This window comes from Borborobacter xinjiangensis (assembly GCF_047739745.1).
Lineage (GTDB): Bacteria > Pseudomonadota > Alphaproteobacteria > Rhizobiales > Rhizobiaceae > Pseudaminobacter.
Window position 1 is genome coordinate 304,771 of the sequence record NZ_JBLLVA010000003.1, and the last position, 17,976, is coordinate 322,746.

General features: G+C 58.4%; 18 protein-coding genes. 1 reads left to right on the plus strand and 17 read right to left on the minus strand.

Annotation, left to right across the window (positions count from 1 at the left end):
* Positions 1-13: 13 nt before the first annotated feature.
* The 14 genes from ACLKMW_RS06010 to ACLKMW_RS06075 all read right to left on the minus strand — a co-directional run bounded on the left by ACLKMW_RS06010 (position 14) and on the right by ACLKMW_RS06075 (position 14,919).
* Positions 14-1,264 (minus strand): phage major capsid protein, encoded by a 1,251-nt coding sequence (locus tag ACLKMW_RS06010; protein ID WP_415723479.1) that lies wholly within the window; start codon positions 1,262-1,264, stop codon positions 14-16.
* 67 nt (positions 1,265-1,331) lie between these two features.
* Positions 1,332-1,979 carry an HK97 family phage prohead protease gene (locus tag ACLKMW_RS06015; RefSeq protein WP_415723480.1) on the minus strand — a complete coding sequence of 216 codons (648 nt, stop codon included), beginning with the start codon at positions 1,977-1,979 and terminating at the stop codon, positions 1,332-1,334.
* A complete protein-coding gene (locus tag ACLKMW_RS06020) occupies positions 1,976-3,250 on the minus strand; it encodes a phage portal protein (protein ID WP_415723481.1) in 1,275 nt (424 codons plus the stop codon). The genes ACLKMW_RS06015 and ACLKMW_RS06020 overlap by 4 nt, the downstream gene beginning before the upstream one ends.
* Positions 3,251-3,264: 14 nt before the next feature.
* Positions 3,265-4,845 (minus strand): terminase large subunit, encoded by a 1,581-nt coding sequence (locus ACLKMW_RS06025; RefSeq protein WP_415723482.1) that lies wholly within the window; start codon positions 4,843-4,845, stop codon positions 3,265-3,267.
* Between the two features lie 12 nt (positions 4,846-4,857).
* Positions 4,858-5,322, minus strand: coding sequence for a terminase small subunit (locus tag ACLKMW_RS06030; RefSeq protein WP_415723483.1), 465 nt, complete (start codon positions 5,320-5,322; stop codon positions 4,858-4,860).
* Positions 5,323-5,738: 416 nt separating this feature from the next.
* On the minus strand, positions 5,739-5,924 hold the full coding sequence (locus tag ACLKMW_RS06035; protein ID WP_415723484.1) for a hypothetical protein: 186 nt from the start codon (positions 5,922-5,924) through the stop codon (positions 5,739-5,741).
* 551 nt (positions 5,925-6,475) lie between these two features.
* Entirely contained in the window at positions 6,476-7,417 is a 942-nt protein-coding gene (locus tag ACLKMW_RS06040; protein ID WP_415723485.1) for a hypothetical protein, read from the minus strand.
* Positions 7,417-7,824: a hypothetical protein gene (locus ACLKMW_RS06045; RefSeq protein WP_415723486.1), complete on the minus strand. Its 408-nt coding sequence runs from the start codon at positions 7,822-7,824 to the stop codon at positions 7,417-7,419. Before ACLKMW_RS06045 ends, ACLKMW_RS06040 begins: the two co-directional genes overlap by 1 nt.
* A gap of 344 nt (positions 7,825-8,168) precedes the next feature.
* On the minus strand, positions 8,169-9,068 hold the full coding sequence (locus ACLKMW_RS06050) for a hypothetical protein (protein ID WP_415723487.1): 900 nt from the start codon (positions 9,066-9,068) through the stop codon (positions 8,169-8,171).
* Complete coding sequence (locus ACLKMW_RS06055) at positions 9,028-9,309, minus strand: helix-turn-helix domain-containing protein (protein WP_415723488.1); 282 nt, start codon at positions 9,307-9,309, stop codon at positions 9,028-9,030. Before ACLKMW_RS06055 ends, ACLKMW_RS06050 begins: the two co-directional genes overlap by 41 nt.
* Positions 9,269-9,802, minus strand: a complete 534-nt coding sequence (locus ACLKMW_RS06060) for a VRR-NUC domain-containing protein (RefSeq protein WP_415723489.1) — start codon at positions 9,800-9,802, stop codon at positions 9,269-9,271. The genes ACLKMW_RS06055 and ACLKMW_RS06060 overlap by 41 nt, the downstream gene beginning before the upstream one ends.
* Positions 9,803-10,023: 221 nt before the next feature.
* Positions 10,024-12,354 (minus strand): bifunctional DNA primase/polymerase, encoded by a 2,331-nt coding sequence (locus tag ACLKMW_RS06065; RefSeq protein WP_415723490.1) that lies wholly within the window; start codon positions 12,352-12,354, stop codon positions 10,024-10,026.
* Positions 12,351-12,971, minus strand: coding sequence for a hypothetical protein (locus ACLKMW_RS06070; RefSeq protein ID WP_415723491.1), 621 nt, complete (start codon positions 12,969-12,971; stop codon positions 12,351-12,353). The genes ACLKMW_RS06065 and ACLKMW_RS06070 overlap by 4 nt, the downstream gene beginning before the upstream one ends.
* On the minus strand, positions 12,961-14,919 hold the full coding sequence (locus ACLKMW_RS06075) for a DNA cytosine methyltransferase (RefSeq protein WP_415723492.1): 1,959 nt from the start codon (positions 14,917-14,919) through the stop codon (positions 12,961-12,963). The genes ACLKMW_RS06070 and ACLKMW_RS06075 overlap by 11 nt, the downstream gene beginning before the upstream one ends.
* An 89-nt stretch (positions 14,920-15,008) precedes the next feature.
* Between ACLKMW_RS06075 and ACLKMW_RS06080 the strand changes: the two genes are divergently transcribed.
* Entirely contained in the window at positions 15,009-15,230 is a 222-nt protein-coding gene (locus ACLKMW_RS06080; RefSeq protein WP_415723493.1) for a DUF378 domain-containing protein, read from the plus strand.
* A gap of 562 nt (positions 15,231-15,792) precedes the next feature.
* On the opposite strand, the gene ACLKMW_RS06085 is transcribed toward ACLKMW_RS06080, so the two are convergent.
* The 3 genes from ACLKMW_RS06085 to ACLKMW_RS06095 all read right to left on the minus strand — a co-directional run bounded on the left by ACLKMW_RS06085 (position 15,793) and on the right by ACLKMW_RS06095 (position 17,930).
* A complete protein-coding gene (locus ACLKMW_RS06085; protein ID WP_415723494.1) occupies positions 15,793-16,131 on the minus strand; it encodes a DUF6511 domain-containing protein in 339 nt (112 codons plus the stop codon).
* Complete coding sequence (locus ACLKMW_RS06090) at positions 16,128-16,937, minus strand: DNA-methyltransferase (protein WP_415723495.1); 810 nt, start codon at positions 16,935-16,937, stop codon at positions 16,128-16,130. The genes ACLKMW_RS06085 and ACLKMW_RS06090 overlap by 4 nt, the downstream gene beginning before the upstream one ends.
* Before the next feature lie 294 nt (positions 16,938-17,231).
* Positions 17,232-17,930, minus strand: a complete 699-nt coding sequence (locus ACLKMW_RS06095) for a hypothetical protein (protein ID WP_415723496.1) — start codon at positions 17,928-17,930, stop codon at positions 17,232-17,234.
* Positions 17,931-17,976 lie beyond the last annotated feature (46 nt).

Consider the following 17,976-nt stretch of genomic DNA (forward strand, 5'->3'; position numbering starts at 1 on the left):
CGCCCGTCTCAAATTAAGCTGCGGGGTGGGCGAGAACCTTGACGGCATCGGCGTCAAGCAGCTCACCGTCAAAGCGGGTGAAGCCGATGAAGCCGACCTGGTCGAAGTCTGCATACCGCTCGACGAGGCGGCGGATAGCGAACTCCTTGACCATGCGGACCACGTAGCGGTTGAACGCGCCAAACGCGACCGACTTGGCGCTAGCCGCAACCGAGGCAACATCCTGGTTGATGCTGTAGCCGTAGTTCAGGATCGTCGCAGGTGCGCCGGCCTTCGCATCGGCAGGCTGCCAGATGTAGTTGCCCTCAAGATCCTTGATCTTGCGAAGAGCCTTCAGCGTGGTGTCATTGAACATCCAGCGAACGCTCGGGTCCGAGCGGTAGGCCGGGTCGACCGAATGCTCCAGCTCGATCATGTCGTCGAACGAGATGGCGGCTGCTGCAGCAGCGGCAGTCGTGCCGGCAGCGGTAATGAGACCGTTCGGCTTGTCAGTGCCATCGCCAATGGTCAGATGCTCGTTGGCAATACGACCGATGCGCTCCGCCATAGCATCGCGGACGATCGACTCAACATTGAGCGCGGCGTCCTGCAGGAGTTCCGAAGAAACCAGCACAACACCGGACGTGTACTTGTAGGCGCCAAGGGTCTTGGTGCCGAACGTCACGTCAGTCGCGGTGACCTGCGTGTTTTCTGCGATAAGCGCACCCTTGTTCGAGGTGTCGTTCATCGTCGGCCAAGCAATCGAGTTGCCGGTCGCAGTATCAAGGCGGCGCGTTACGCCCGGATCGAGCATCGGACCCCAAGCCTTCAGCGACTTGATCAGTTCGGCCATAAAGCCGTCTGGAACCAGATAGCCGCCCTTATTGTCGGGCGTGGTGCCCTGCGCGCGCATCTCGCGAACAATCTTGCGCTCTTCGGCCGGCATGTCCTCCAAGCCAAGGCGCAGGTAGCTGCGGAACGCTGCAAGACGTTTGGCAACGCGCTGCTCTTCGGTGCCTTCCGAACCACCGGGATTCACCTGCCGGTTTTCGCCGTTCGGGCGGCGCTCATCGGCGGCGTTCAGTTCAGCTTCGCGCTGAGCAAGCTTTTCTTCGCGAGCAATGCGCGCCTCAAGCTTGTCGTACTCAGCCATAGCACGGTCGTGCTGGGTCTCAAGCTCGGCTACGCGGTCTTCCGCGGTGTCGTCCTTGATTTCGGCAAGGGCGGCGCGCGCCTCAGCAACGTGCTGTTCCTGCTTTGCGCGCAGTTCTGCAATAGTGGACATCAAGTCCCCTTTCAAAAGAAAGGGCCGCCAAAGCGACCCTGCTAAGTTGTAGTGGTGCGTGCGGCGACTAGCCGCGTTTGCGGACCTTCAGGTCCAGGCTCATAGAAAGTCGCGTCCTTGTGTTCGCGGCCTTCCGTACCGGCAAGTCAGTCGCCGCCGGATTCGTGTTGTCCTCATCGGACGTGGTTTCATCTTCGGGAGATGCGGCGTGGGCGTCTCGCCATTCCTGAAGGGAACGCTTGCCCAATTCGGTGTCGTCGTAGGCGGGGAACGCAACTGCGCTCACCTCAAACAACTCAACCTCCTTGATGGTGCGCTTCGGCGGGTCAACCGTCTCGTCCCATTCCTGCTTGGTGACCATGAACCCGATCGACATGCCGGAAATGTCGCCCCGCTCGACGAGCGCCCACAGGTCGTTGCCGTCCGTCGTGTTTGGAACGTCGATCTCTACGGCCAGACCTTTTGCGTCCTGCGACAATCGCAGCGTCCCACTCTTGGTGCGGCCAATGACACGGCCAGTATCATGATCGACGAGCGCTCGAACGTCCGCGGTAAGTGCGCCAGTGAAAGCACCCGGCTCAATTGCCTCCGTGAACCAGCCGCCAATATCCGCGTCACTGTTAAAGATCGCGGCATATCCCGTCAGGGTCCGCGTCTCATTATCAGCGCGGGTTTCAACGCCCAAAAGGCCGCCGCGCTTCTCAATCTTGGTCATGCGGCGTTCGCCTCATCTTCGTTGTTGTCATTTACAGGAGCGGGCGCCGGCTGCTTGACCGGCCCCTTCGCAAGCACGTCCATGGGAGCCATTGCGCCCTGCATCCAAAGCTTGTCGGCGTCCGGCCCAGCATCCGGGTAGTTCTCAAATGACCTCGCTTCGGAAGGCTTAATAATGCCTCCCTGCACACCGCGGGCCAGCCCGTCCATCCGGGTTTTGAAGTCGCCCCTCAAAAGTCCGTCGACATTAAACTCGCAATATTTGGTGCGATTGCGCGCCGAGAACAGCTTCAAGTTCAACTCCTGCTCCCAGGCTTTCGTCCACTGGGTCAGGGTGTGCTTCACGTAATGGAGGTCCTGCTGTTCCGTGTTGGAGAACGTCCCGTGCGTAAGATCCTGCAAAAACACTGGCGGGATGTCGAAAACGCGGGCGATTTCCTCGATCTGCATGCGCCGAGCTTCAACCATCTGCGAGTCGGCAGGATCCACCCCAACCGGCTTGAGTTCGTGCCCGTCTGGCATGATCAAGACATTTCGACGCTCGGAGTTCGCATCTCGAACCGCCTGGGCGATGTCTGTCGCCGCTCTCCCAGCAGATGCTGGCGACTTCATTGGCCCATAAAGCGCCAATGGCGGCACGCCACCGTTCAGGAAGAACTTCTGCGCATACTGTTCTAGTGCCAGCGCAAGGCCGACAGCGCCGCTAAGCTTGTCGATAGGGTTTACATGCGAGACGCCGTCCGCCTTCAACATGAACGGAATATCGAGGATTTCCGACGCCGCATACACAACCTTGCGACCGCCGTCCTCGTAAACGTACCGCTTGCGGCCCTCTCGACGCTCAATCATGCATTTCAGCGGATCAAGCGGCCATAGGTTCATCACCCTGCCCGCCTTGTTCCGCTCAATAAAGGTCAGGGACCGACCGTGAATGAGCGTGTTCACCATGCTGTACTTGCGCCAGGCGAACGACGTCCACTCCTCGTTCGGCGCATCATGCAGGATGCCGTAAAGCTGATCCTTGTCGTTGCTTTCCCGCCCCTTATCCGTCTTGGCGAAGACCTGCAGCGGAAGGCTGGCAATCGTGCCGGCCAAGAAGTTGACCGCGCACCATACAGCCGGAACGGTCAACGCTGTTTCTGGTGTCACCTCGACGCCTGCTACGCCGTTCCATTCGCCGAACAGCGAACGCCACACGCGAACGTCGGAAAGCGGAACCTGCGGGTTTTCAGCCGCGTCAGCGCGCTTCTCCGCCCTAGAAAATGGCCACATGGGCAAATACCTTCCTATATGACCGAAAGCTTGAAGTCAGGGTCAGCCCATGGGTCGATTGGCATTGCCGCAGGCTCATACGTTGCCGCAACTGACGTCGCCATGGCGAGGGCTACGGCACCATCTATACGTCCGCGAGACTTCTCTTTATCGAGTTTACGGTTTCCGGCAGGGTCGCGCCGCACCGTAGCGTTCATCATGCACATGTTGAGTACAGGATGATCTCCGTGAGCTATTCGCTTATTGAGAATGTGGCTTTCCAAGTCACGCAGCGCTGGCGAAATGGTCTTGAACCCTTGTCGCATCGGCTCGAATAGCGCACCATCGCCCTCAAGTTGCTCTTCAGAAAAACCAACCTTGAGTAGCCACGGCTTTAAGTGCCGCCAGTTCCAGTCATCGAACGCAATCTTGCGAATGTCGAGTTCACCAAACAGATCGTACAAGTGGTGCGCGACGAACTCATATTCGATCGTCTTACCCGGCGTCGCTTCTAGCTTCTCTTGACTGTGCCAGACGTCATATGGGACGCGGTCAGCCTTGGCCTTATCTCTAAGCCCATCTTCGGGAAGCCAGAATGTTGGTTTGACGTGCCAAACCGTTCCTTTGTCTGCATCCTCCGGCGCCAAAAGCACCAACGCCGTAAGGTCGCTGACCTCCGACAGGTCGAGGCCGCCAAAAACAGGTCGGTCTTTAAACGACTCCATAGGCGGCTTGTTGCATTCCCGCCAGACAGCAGGAGTTACAAACGGCGCCGTGGCATCAATTCGCTGATTCAGATGAAGCCAGCGAAAGCTCGCCTCTTCCGTGGGCATGCGTGATGCAATGGCTGCGGCGTTCCGCACGTCTGTCTTCGACTTGAACAGCCCAAGCGCCGGGTTTGCTGCAGCCCATCCAGATTCATCGAGCACGTCGCAATCCGCCGGCGCTGCGTAGACGTGACTAATTATAGTCGGGTCCTTCGACGTCTCCGCGTCATCGATCCATCTGGAAAAAAGGTCGTTGTCGGTCGCCGCCTGCGTCGATATGGCGAACAGCATCGCTCGCCCTTCATACGCGCCCTGCGACGTTACAATTGCCTCAACGAAGTCGTCAGTCGGCCCTTTGATCTGGCCTACCTCGTCCAAAATCGCCAGAATTGGCGATCCGCCGTGCGCAGTCTTCGCCTCTGCGGAAATCGCCTGGTACTCAACGTTCTTTGCGTACCCGATAATAGTTTTGCTGGACGGCGTACACTTCGCGAGCTTGTTAAGCTCCGGCGACATCCACACCATTTTCGCAGCGTAGTTGAAGACTTCTGCGGCCTGCTTCCTTGACCTGGCACCCGACACGATGCGGCTGTTTTGATACGCCTCAGGGCCGACAATGTGCGCCAAGAGCAAGCAGGCAATCAATCCCGTCTTGCCGTTCTTGCGGGCGATTGAGAGGTAAGCGCGTGCCGTGTTATGCGGGTTGTCGTAAACCTCAAGAATGAACTTGCGCTGAAATGGCAGAAGCTTGACCGGCTTGCCGAGATTGTATGTCCCTTCTGGAACGCAGCAGTATTTCTCAATAAACGCAATCACGCGCTCGCCGCGCGACAGTTGTTTCTTGGCCATCCGCTCCAGCGACTACTCCGGGCGCGCCAGCAAGTCGTCCTCTAGCGGGTTTCCCGCCTCGATTGATTTTGCACCAGCACGCCGATTTGCCACATCCCTTGCCTCTCCCGCTTGCGCGCGCGCGTGAAGCGACAGCGACCGACGAAATGACAAGATTGAAGATGCGTGCATCTGTACGATCGATTTGCGCGGGTTTGCTACCGGCGTGCCCTTGTCGGAGTATGCAACCCCGCCCTCTTCGCGGAGCAACTGCTGCTCTCGCGTCAAGTCAGCCATGGTGCGGGCGAGCATCGCCGCAAGCTCAAGCTGATGCGCCGACCACTCCGACCGTGCGTATTCGGCGATGACGCTTTCGAAGAAGGGCATGTCCCCGTCGTCCAGAGGCACGTTGTCTGGCGGCGCAATCTTGGCCGTCGCCTTCGCCATGACCCGCACAGATTCGGTAGCGCTATCGATACGAGCCTTGCGTTTACTCATAGAAATTCCTGTATTAGCGCTAGTTCTCGACTACCCCGCCGGTCCGTGGCCGCGCGCCCCTAGAAACCCGACCCTCCCCTCCCCCCCTAGAGGGGATATCCATCAATGCCGAACGTCACTACGGCCTGACCTAAGTCCTCGCGCTGGCCCCGTGATGAGTGACATGACTTGCATGTGCTGATGAATGGGCCATTCCAAAACTTGTCGACATCGCCCTTATGGCCGCCATCTGCATGGTGCACCTCAGTTGCAGGCTCGACGATCTCCTGCTCTAGGCACCACTGACACAGTGGATCCTGCGAAAGCTTGGCGTCTCGCAGTCGCTGCCAGCGGGCTGTCTTGTACAGACGCCTGTAAGCCTGCGCTTCAGCACTGCGGCTATCTGGCCTAGCCAAGTCCGCCCCAGCCTTCATGCGTCATTCGACAAGAGCCTTAGTTACATCGCCCACGCCACGGGCAACACGCTTCACCTTGGTGGCAGTGTACGGCTCACTCCGATCCATAAGCGCACCACCGAGCGTCACAACATCAGCGGCGGCAGCAACAGGCAACGTGGCCACATCGAACGCCGTCGACAGTGTGCGCGATATGAAGTCGAACATATTTCCTCCAGAATAAACGCAGCCCGCCACAACGGGCGGGCTGGACCTGCGGCCAAGCGGGTGGTGGGTAGCGCATGAAGCGCGGGTATGATGCCTTGCCCAAGGGACGTCCAATCCACCCACGGCGATTGCTCCTTTTAGGCAACACAATCGGTCGTTCAGTGGCATCTGCGCAGGACAGACGCGGGCTGCTAAGAATCTGTAGCGGCGGGGAGGCACGCCCTTTATCGTTGGGCACCTCAACCCGCCGCAGATACGCCCAAGTCGCCGGAGGAGGCAGCGCCAAGGGCGGATATTTGCCATGGCCGCATGCTTGCGCAGAGACGGTAACCACGGCTTACATCGAACAAAGACGGCAGCCCCAATCGGGTAGTCGGGCTGCATCGCGTGCGGATTACCCGCTTACCGCGCCTATCTCGAACCATCACTGGCCAAGGTCGTCTTTGTGTAGTTACCCGGCGCAAGGCACCGGGGCGGCAATTGTAACCGCAAGAGGTTTGGGGCTTTATTGCCCCTCACCTATAGGTGACTTGAATGCGCGTTAGTGGCACTCAGGCGGAATTCTTATGCTCAATCAAATAGTTGTCGTTTGTCGCGACGTATTTTTTTGTGTGTAGGAACGGTGAAGCAGCTTCAACCGCCTGCATTACTAGCGCTTTTCCTGCCGAAACTGCCTCCCGTCCGTGGAACCCAGCGCGGACACCTATGCTGATTAGAGTCTGCCCGCCCAATACAGCATCCTCAAACGGATCTACGAGTGGCCCAAGCGCTGAACGAATTCGCATGAGGATGGGGAACCGGTCTATGCGGTCAAGTAATACGTCTTCCGTCACCTTGACATGCAGGCTCGCGGTTCGGCCGGTGCGGGCTTCGCAGTTGTCGTCATACTCGATGGCAGCCTTTCGCCTTGCCGGTATGTTGTAGGCGCCCTTGGACCGCCTTGGCTTGATATACTCAATTTCGCCACCAGGAACCGCTGTATCCTTCCATCCGCCTTTTTTTGCCGCATCAACCTCGGCAACACCATCGCGCAAGATGCTTTCGTACTCGACGGACATGCCCGTTGCCTCGCGGTTGGAATATGCCACGCCTTTCAGCGGCTCGGCTGCACACAGGGCTACCAGTCGGCGATACTCAAGCACGACGCGAATGGCGTCTTCATTGCGGTCCCGCCGCAGCACGGCCAGCAACGGGAAATCCTCATCACGCGACTGCTCGCATGACGGATCGCCAATGCGTTGACGCTTATTGATGCGGCGCCGTTCTCTTGCCATAGCTTTCTTCTCCTCCGCCCCCCGGTGCTCGGCCAGTGCCGTTACGCTAACACGGCTCGCCGCGGCAGCCGCCACGGGAACATTTGTGTTGTGTGCCACAACAGGAACCAACATGCCGTCGTCGCCTCGAATGAGATGGCCATCAGCATCGCGCTGAAACTTGGTGGTGGTCTGGTACGGGTGATCTCCGCGCAGCCTTGGCCTATGTCCAGCGGCCATCACGCAGCGACCTCGTAATCATCATCGTAGTAATCGTCGTAGTCGCAAACGACGTATGCCGGCTGGGCGCGCACTAAAGCGCTATAGGCTTCATTCTTGTAGCGATATAGCTCGACGCGCCACCGGTATGCGTAGCAGTTGTCGCCGCTTTCTGGAATAACAGCAGCCCATACCTGCCGCCCCGTCTCGTCGATAAACTTGATCGCAGTCCCGCCAGCCTTTAGTTGCGTATCTTCGCTGGTGGGGTATTCCGGCTGCGCCCGTCCGAACTTCAGGTCGTACTCGATGAAATCCTCCAGTTCGTGCGCCGGGAACGACGCGTCCCCATGCCGTAAGCTGCCGGTCACCGCAATTCGCTGAGGTGCATTATCATTCGCGGCCGTAGCCGCCCGTGCGCTATGCGTCATAGCCATTCCTCGTATCTGCGCATGGTGCGCGTTCTGTTGTTGTGATTGGTCCGGCGACCATGTGCGCTATGTGCGCGCGCTTTAACAAAACAAGGATAGCTAGAATCGCAAAATGCCGGATGGTTTCTTATAGGTGTTGTCAGGGCTTTGTGTCAAGCCGCTTTGGTGTTTGTGGCGTTGTTATCGTTAGCAGCTACGGGGGCGGCTAGCCATGCGCGAACAAGGGCTACGGCTTGCGCTGCGGCGTCCTCGCAAGTTGTGGCGCGCACTACGTGTACTGGATGCCCTAGCGCGGCCAAGGCGGGGTGCCTAGTGCGCTGGCTGGGCTCTAGCGGTGCATTGCCTTAACCGGCGACCTTCATTGATTGCTCTGTTGCGATCTCATTATCATTGGCGGCTTGCGCTGCATCGGGAAAATTTAGGTATACGTCGCGCCCGTAGAATTTTACCGCTCCATCGTCGTACGCCTTGCCGGCCTCCGCTGCGCTTCCGTATCTACCTAAGTGCTTATTTTTGCCTGCAACCTCAATTTGAGCCAGCCACTTCCCTGTAGACGCATCAAACGAGACACCTTTAAAGCCAGACTTATTGGCCTTAGATGGTCCCCTTTTAAGCGATTGCCTTCTATGGGCCGCCCTTAGCTCATCGCTCTCCCATGAAGCGAGTAGTGCCTCCCTTACGTGCTTAATATGCTCTGAACTTTTGGGGATGCCGCGAAGGGCCGCCGCCGTTTTTTCGCGCTCTGATGGATCCTCATAACGCTTCTTCAGCGCGAGTGACGTGAGTTCCCTTTGTGCTGGGTCTTCGTACCTTGTGAACTGCGCCCTACTCCATTTTTTTCTTACTGCAGGGTCTTGCAGCGTCCTGGCGAGCGCCAAACTCTTCTTTTTGCGAGTTCTCAGGCTAACGATCGACCCAACTCGACCTTCTCCGCCATCCGTAAAATTGGCAAGCGAGCCAGTTCCCAAGTCTCGTCTGCCGTAATGAGACACCAGTTCGGCCTCTAATTGGAACGCGCCAATCTCTGTAAGCCCCGAACTAACACGCTCAACCGTTGGCTCCATCCCTAAGGCGCTCAATTTATCAAGTATGCTCCGGAATAGCTTGTTGCGTCCGCTGAGGTTTTTATCTCTGTTGCCGTGCCCTTTGCCAACATAGAAAACCTCTCCTGTGTCTGGTCTGGACCACGTGTAGACGTAAAAGTCACTGCGCTCGTGGCCAATTCCTTGGTCTGTATCCTTCATCGTACGCCTTCATAAGCAGGGCCAGAAGTTGTGGCACTGGTCGTGGATTGGTGGCGCGCTCGTAACTGGATATCTGTAGCGCGCTCGCATAGCCCAAAACGGAAGCCAATTCCGCCTGGGTCAAGCCGAGTCTTGTCCGAATGAGTTTGAATTCCTGACTCGTCATGATGGCTTGAATGTATGTCTTTTGCGATAGTATGTCAAGTGCCATATATGGCGTTTGCGACATTATTGTTATCATTGGCAGTCAGCCATTTCTTGACGAGTTCGACCGCCTTGTCACCAGCCTCATCAGTTGAGCTGGCTCGAACCACCTCAACCTCAAACCCGAGTTTGCGCAGCGCTGTATGTCTCGCTACTTGCGCAGGGGACAGCCTTCCGTTGCCCACCTTGTTTTCGATGAAAGCGCAGCGTCCGCCCGGCATAAATATCGTCAAGTCGGGGTGACCGGCTGTGAGTCCGGTAGCCAATGCTATCATACGCGCTCGGGGGCCACGCTTGCCGGCCTCCATCCCCCCGACAAACAATACACCCGGTATTCTGCGTAGGCGCCGGACCTGTTCACTTTGGCATTCCCACTCCTGCGGAGTTGCAGTCTTAACCGTTGTTACCCCGGCCGCAGTAGTGGTAACAACCATCCGCTTGCCTTTTATCGTGACGGTGGTCTGGCGGCGTTTGCCAGGGGCGTTGGATGTGGTGGAGGCAAGCGCGGTGGTGGATTCCGATTTTGTCATTTCCGCTCCTATATATTATACAGACCAATGAAAATGATAGAAAAGACTACTCTTTACATAACGATTGGATAAATGGATGAAACTATATATAGTATATATATCCTATTGATTTCATTCGTCTTTTCAGGCTGACTTTCGTCCATTTTTGCGTTGGTTTCATCCATGACGAAAGTCGGAGGCGTGAATTTCGTCCACGGACGAAACCACGGCGTGGATGGACGTTAATCCACCCACTTTAGCCGCCTTGTAGGGCGCCCTTTTTTGTTGTCGTTCGACGCATAAACGACGCTTCCGACCGACCGCAATTCGTCGAGAATCTCCTTCTTTTGCCAACCGTCGATCGCCTTACATCGGTCGAACAGACGGCCCTCCGTGATGCCGTTTGCGCCAGCTTTTCGGATGAGCCCGGCAATCTTCTTGTAGTTCGCCTCGCGCTGGTTATCGGCCAGCCGTTCCGTTACCTCGGAGAGCATTCCTGCGGCGCACGTCCATGCCACAGCTGCGGCCCACTCGAAGTTGGCTTCCGTTATCACAGGCTCTAAAGGATCCGTCCCTACGGCCACTATAAGCGCCAGTTTGATGGCGTTCTCGACAATGCGGCGCATGAATGGCCTAGCCTCTGGAGCCGCGGCCATCTCGTTGGCATCGATCGTTCCCTTGACCGCCCTGAAGATGCCTAGTGCGTCCTCTGTCCAGGGAACGATGGTCGGCTTATTCTGCGCTCCTGTTGCCGGTCCTGTCGGCGGGAACTTCTTGCTACCAGGCATGCGCTGCTGAACAACATTTATGCCTGCAACGTGTGCCATTCGCTCCATCAGGAGGTACGGGGTGTCTCGCACATCCCTTTCGGGGCGAACTGCGGCCGGCTTGTCCCCCGTTATGTGGAACAGGATGAGGCGCGGCAAAAGCCCGTCCTCAGCGCTAGCACTGCTAAGGGCGGTCCAGAACTGGTCGGGCGTCGACGTGCCGTGGATGCACAGGTTCGGGTTATAGATGCGCTTGGGGGGGGTGCCGCGGTAGGCCGCGCCTTCGAAGAACGTGGAGCTGGCGCTGTAGTAATCGCGCAGGTCGGTCGAAATAGCCCGCTGGTGGCTGCCTGCCTTGCGGTCGGTGATATCCCGCACGAACCCGCCGAACTCGTCAATCTGGCAGTTGACTGATTGGTTTGCCTCCAGCACCTCACGAAGCGCGGAGGCCGACATAATGCGCGCCGGGCCGCTGTACTTCTCGAACACGCCTTGATCGGCCATAAGTAGCCGCTTGATCTGGCTGCGGGCGTGCTCTTTGCCAAAGCCCGACTCCGCCAGCGCAACGGTGTAGATATTGGGGCGGGTGTCTCTTGAGCCGGTCGAATAGCGCGAGCCGCAGAGCGCCGCCACGAATGGCAGGACGGCCGCCATTGCCAACGCGCGGCAGGGCTGCTCCGCGCTGGAAACGATCCAATCGATCAGGTCTTCGACCAAGCCGCCCGGCCGCGTCAGCGCCTCTAGGTCGTCAACCGACTCTAGTTTGTACTCCGGTATGTCTTCTGGGTCCGGCTCGGCGTCGACAACAAGCGCGCGCGGCTCATGGCGAGGCTGCGTCAACACGCCGAGCGAGACGATGGGTGTATCATCGCCCACGGCGGGCGCAGGAATCGACCTAGGATGCTTCATGCCGGCATCCAGACCGCGGCGAATCTTGGCTCTGATTTCCTTCTCCCCATCTTTGGCGACAACGCCGTTGGCGTATGCCGCGTCAAATAGCCCAGCTTCGGCCTCCTGGCGCGACAGGGCGCCGGCGCCAACGAAAGTGCCAAGGTTATACGCGCTGCGGTTCACCGCCTGTCCGCGGCCTCCCTGTGGCGTTGTGGCTAGTTCACTAAGCTCGGCGGATACGGAGCGCTCGACGTACACCGCGTTGTCGCCTGGCGTGTATGTGTAGTCGGTGGGGTATGCGGGCGACTGTGCCGCCGGAGCTGCGGGCAGCACAAGGTCCAAGAGCCAGGCGGGGGCCTCTGGCAGCGGGGGCAGGCCGTCGCCGTCATAGTCCACCCAAGCGTACTCCGCGCCTGTTGCCAGCCGGCTACCTGGTGCCACGACGTATCCGCCGGATCCCCGCACGTCGAGACCAGCACCGAGCCTGCCGCGGTTGCGGACGCCCGGCACGTAGGCAAAGTAATGGTGCTCGCCGCCGCCTGCGGTCTGGGCTACAGCCGTGCGTGGAAGCGGGCCGTTTTGGCTCTCGAGAATGGCGAGCGTTTCAAAGCCGTTGATGACGTTGCCGTCGTCATCCTTGTGCATGTCAACATCGAGCACCCATGCGCCCATTTGCTCGCCAGTCGGAATGCCTATCATGGAGTCAGGGTCGCGTTTCCAAAGCTCACGTACTAGCCGCTCGCTCTTGGTTGCGCCCTTGAAGCCGTTCCCAAGCCGCGGGGTTTTCGCTTTTAGGACGATGAGTTCGCCGGTTTCGGGGTCAAAATCGCTTGTCTCTTCGTCTTTCTCACGGCAGGGGAAGACAGGAATTCCGCTGGATGAGTAGGACAATGCAACGTCGAGCATGGTGTTCATGCTGCTTCTCCATGCTCGAATACTTCCCCTGTTTCCGGGTCTAGCGGAACGAAAGTCGCCGCGGACGGCTTCACTAGTTTGACGCCATCCCAAACAAAATAGGTAAAGCCATGCTCGACGGCTCGACTAAAAAGATCAAGGAGAGGGTCATTTGCCGCGAGTACCGGCGCCGCCTTTCCCCATGAAGTTGTCGAGCCGAGACCTCCTCGGTCACCAAGTGCTTCGCACCACCCGTTTATGAGGTGCTGCTGCGCCTTCACTTGCCTAATGACGGCACCGACCGAGTAAATCTTTGGCTTTATCTCCAGGATCAAATGGTGGCTGTATTTAGAGGGGGTTAGTCGGCCTCCTTTGTGGTTCGACCATTTTACGACGCCGATATCCGCGAAAAACGTTCGCCGTCCCACATACATCTTCTCGCACTCCACCCAACTGTTTTCATATTCCTGGTGGCCGCCGCCTGCGGGAGTGTAGACCGGGCGATACGGCAAGCCGCGCATCTTGATATACTCGTAAACTTCCACCACCATCTGGTCGTGCTCTGGTGTGCGGTCATACGCTGTGTCGTGCGCTTGGCTGGGGTTCATCGGATTATCTGTCTCACTATCACGCTGCACGGGCGGCCTCCTTGTTGTTGTCGTTGGCGGGTGTGTGGGAGGCAAGTTCGGCTGCAACCTCCTCGACCAGTTGAATGCGTCGGCCAATCCACCGGACGGAATTCACCGGCCAACTATTGCCGAGCGCCTTGTACATCGGCCCGTCTGCAAGCGGCTTGCCGTTGTGCATGACGACGGACAGGTAGCCGTCAGGGAAGCCCTGAAGACGAGCACATTCTACTGGCGTAAGGCGGCGCACGGCCCATTCCTGCTGGACGGCTTGCACCTCCGCACGCGCTTCTAATGTGTAGGCGACGTCGGCTTGTACCCCGACACCATCGGGGCCGCTGTTGGGATTGGTACGGGTCGCGCCCGCTTGGATGGCGTGGGTCTGCGGAACCATATAATCGGCGGCCGCATGGTCGATCGAGTTTGACCACCCGCCGCTATCCTTGCAGGCTTTCATTGTTCCTGCTGCCTCAAACTCGATGTGGTTCACAGGTGCCGCAATCGCACCAACACCAATGCCAGCACGCCCACCGTTCGGGGTCAGGATGGCGTTGGCCGTTCCATCTTGCCTCCATTCGAGATTGTGACTGTCGCCTCGACCGCGAATGGCGAGGGTGTAGGGAACCGGCACAATAGGCGTGCCCCGCCCGGTTCCATCCTCGCTGGCATCAAAGCCGTTGGCGGTAAGGCTGTGTGCCACCAGGTTTACGTCATCCTCCTGTCTGCGCCCCGCATAGCCTCCCTTGCCGTTCTCGTTTTCTGAGCCGCGCGTCAGTGTCGCAGCAACTTCGCGGGTGGCAACGAACGTCTCCGCCTCGAAATCGATGCGCTGGTTTTTTGTTGTCAGCGTCGTGGCAACATCGATTTCCGATGTATTGCCGCCGCCAAAGGCGACCGGCACATACGTCTCCTTGCTATCGTCGTGGCTGCTGTTTCCTTTTGCAAGCAGCGGGTGCGCAACGTCGTCAGAGTGTTCATGGCCGCACCACTCGCAGGTAGGCCACCACGTCGCAGCGTTTTCCTCTCCGCATGTAGCGCACACGAAGTCCGCCTGCTTCGCAATCAACCCACCGTCTAGCTCGAAGTCCGTACCAAGTCCGCCACCGCCTTGAGTGCGCGCGCTAAGGGTTGGGGCAGGCTTTTGCCCCGCTTGCCTGCGCGGCGGAGGATTCCCGCACATGCTTTCGGGCTCAAGTAATACCGCTGCGGCACGTCGCCAGTCTCCAAGATATCCGACAACGAACACACGCCTTCGTCTTTGGGGAACTGCTCTGGCAAAGCCGTCCACTCGGACGTATTGAGCGTCACGAACGACGTATGCCCACCCATACCCGAGTTCTGAAAGTCCGGCCAGGAATGAGTTGAAGGCGTGTACTTCTTCTGCGTCGTACTCGTCTTCAGTGTCCACTTCCTGTCCGTCGCACCCCAAATCCACCGGAACTTCCGGCTCACGGATATCGGGACTGACGTGGCTGGTGCTTGATAGGACGCCAGGGACGTTCTCCCAAAAGATCCAGCGGGGCTGATAGCGCTCAGCGATTGCAAGAAATGTGAGTGCGAGGTTGCCTCTAGGGTCAGCAAGGCCCGAACGAAGTCCCGCGACGGAAAAGCTCTGGCAGGGGGTTCCTCCGCAAAGAAGGTCAATTGGTTGGTCGCCATTTTTGCCATAGTCTGGCCACTCCTTGAATTTTGTCATGTCGCCGAGGTTTGGCGTGTCGGGGTAGTGGTGCTTGAGAACCGAGCATGGCGCGGGTTCGATTTCAGAGAAGGCGACGGCCTTCCAGCCGAGCGGCTTCCATGCGACGGACGCAGCTTCGATGCCGCTGCACACGGATAGGAAGCGGAGCGCCCCTGCTGGTGCGTTATCGTTATCGTAATTCAATTTGGACTCCGTTTTTGCATTGATCGACAATCGTTGCAGCGTCAGGAGCGCAGTTTGCGGGCACCACGAGAGATGCATGATTATCTGCGCGCCCAAAAAACGGCGGCCTGCGCCGGAACCAATCCTCATCGTCGTTGTTGAAGGACGAACCGAACAAAGGAACCGCAATGCGCACTATCAACATAGTTTCCCTCATCCTTCTGATCGTCGGCGGACTGAATTGGGGTCTTGTCGGCCTATTCGACTTCGATCTTGTCGCGGCAATCTTCGGGCGAATGACCTTGCTTTCCAGGATCGTGTACATCCTCGTTGGCGCGTCGGCCGTATGGCAGCTGATCCCGTTGATCCGCTCTTTTGACGAAGGCGAAACAACGGCTCTCCGGCACTAACCGGACGAGACTCCGCGTGGCGACTCTCCCCTCTCCCGGAGACGCTGCGCGGAGTTACCGGCGTTGCTAAAACGGCGCGACGCTCCTGCTATCCAGATCGGCATTTCGCGCATTTTGTCAGTGTTCATGCCGCAGACTCCTTTCCATCGCGCCGTAGAGCGATTCACCCTCAATAGCCTCAATGCGCGGTCCCTCGTCGTGGAACCACTCGCCGTTCAGCCGCAGCCTATTTACCGTCCGCAACCACACGCGCTTGCCTGGTGTGGGTGCACACACAGTCACTGGATGCCACGCAAACCATTTGTGCCAACCCTGCTTCATGTCAGAAACTCCCGCAAATCTTCGCCGCCGTTGTATGAGTTGTACACCTCACCGTTCTGGCCCTTGCATGTGATCGCGCTAAGGACTCCCGCTCTACCCGCCTCTTTGCCGTGCGCGTAAGCTGCGCGCACTGTGGCGGCAACTAGTTCATGTTCGCTAGCCGTTAGGTCGTGGCGTAGAGCGGCTATGAGTTCGTCTGTTGCCAAGTCGGTCCAATTCGGAACTCTATCTGTCCAGTCCATCAAAACGGCGCCTCCCCCTCTCTAATCAACTCCCGCAACCGCGCCGCACACCCCTTCCAGATCGCCCCCGCGAGCATCGCTGCCTGCTCATCTGTGTATTCGGACAGCTCAGTGCCGTAGGCCGCGATCACATCAGCCGCGGCCTCGACGCCGCCCTCTCTGGCGCGCAACTCGAATGCGTCCATGCGCTTGACCTTCTTTATGTCTTCGACGATCAGCGCGCACTCGGCGCAGAGCCAGCGGGTGTCTTCAGGCTTGCGACCCGCAAAGCCTATGCCTATCGCGTGCCGTCCGCACACGTGGCACTCGGCGGGGTCGTGTTGGGTGGACGCGTTCATGCTGCACCTGCTTGCGCGGGAGCGGCATGGTTGTCGTTGGCCGGGGCGTCGAACAGCCCCGCTGCCTTCTCTTTCTTGGGCCGATCCACGAACATGTCGCCCTGAGCGTAAGCTTTGGCGATGCGCTCACAGGCGATGTCGAAGTAGCGTTCGTCCAATTCGATACCAACAAACCTCCGCCCCATTCGAGCGCAAGCCACGCCGGTCGTCCCGCCACCCATGAACGGGTCGAGGATGGTTTCGTTGGGATTGGTGAAGTCGGCTAGCAACTCAGCCATTAACGGGATGGGCTTTTCGGTCGGGTGCCTACCGTCACGGTCGCGCTGGTTGGTTAGGTGCGTGTAGACGCCGCGCTTGCCGCCTGCGTTCCAGCGGGCATGGCCTTTGCCGCACCACGTCGTCGTGATGCACTCATAGGCGAGCGCCGGCCCCTGCCCGTTCAATTTTGGCGTGGCATCGGGCTTTACCCAGATGCATGTGGTTTTGAACTTCAAGCCTCGGTCAACGATAGCTTTCTGCCAGTCGCCAACGCCCTCTACGTTACAAAATGCAAGCAGCCATCCTTGATTGAGCGGCTTCATTCCATCGATGAAAGGGTCGCGAACATCCTTGATGGATTGGAAATTTAGCTCTTGCCTCTGCGGCCCGCCATCCGTTCGGCGAAGCTTAAACTTGGCGTGCAGCATTTGCATTCGAGCCTCGTACGGCGGATCCGAGATCACATGGTCGACCGGACCCAGCCCCGCCATAACTTCTAGGCAATCGCCGTTGTACAGGGTAGCGTTGCCTATGCATTCAATTCTCATAGTACCTCCTTCTCGCGCGGCCAGTAGCCGTGCCGGTGTGGTGGTGTGTGGTGGTGGTGGGTAGTGGTTAACGAAAGGTTGCGGCCTATTGCTGGGCAATAGGTGGCAACGATTGGGCTGCGTTAAGCGCCTCGGCAACGCGGCGCGCCATAGCTTCATCGCCACAGGTGCAAACCGTTAGGCAGGCGTCGTCCCATACCTCATGAAGTGTGGCAACAGCTTCATCTCCCATTGCGGGGCCGTCGCCGTCAGCGTTGACCGGCATTGGCATGTAGTAGTAGCGTTCATACACCATCAAGCAGCCACCTTCTCATCGAAAACCCTAAACCCTGGCACCATCCGCATACCGGCCCGCACAACCGCGTCGGCCTGAGACTGACACAGTGCGCGGAACGCATCAGGGTCGCGCCCGTATGCCCAGTCCAAGGCTTTCTCGATATCGACTAGCTCTGCCCGCCACACGGTGCGAAGGCCAGTCGGCCCTTTCTCCTGCGCCTTCGCAAATCGGCTTACCGCGGCGGCTTCCTTGATAAGCAGTTCAGCGGCTTCTGTTGCCTCCAGGTTGCCGTCCTTACGGATGGCACGCGCCTCTTCGGCCAGCCGTTCCGCTTCCTTGCGGGCTTCCTCCGCAATGTGGGCCTTTTCCTCTTGGACGTGGCGGCGCCACGCGGCAAGCAAAGCGCCGAGGGAAGCCTTAGCCAGATCGACCTTCCCTTTCTTGGGCTGGATGAAGGGGTTGAATCTTGATTGTATCGCGTTGATCTGTTCGTCCAGAGGTTTCTTAACCTCGACGCGCAAGGCGTCTGCAGCCTTGCCCGCGTCGTGAATAGCGTCGTACAGCTTAGTAATCGCGTCGTGCATTTCCTCGCTGTCGATAGGCTCGCCATCGGCGAAATTCTTTGCCTCATCGTAAAGGTCTTGAATGTGATCCAAGGCGACGTCGATAGGGTCGGCGTTGTGATTGCGTGGCGGGTTAATGATGGGCGCGGTCATGCGTTGGTCTCCTCGGTGGTGGTAATTGCGCCATGTTGTGCCTCGC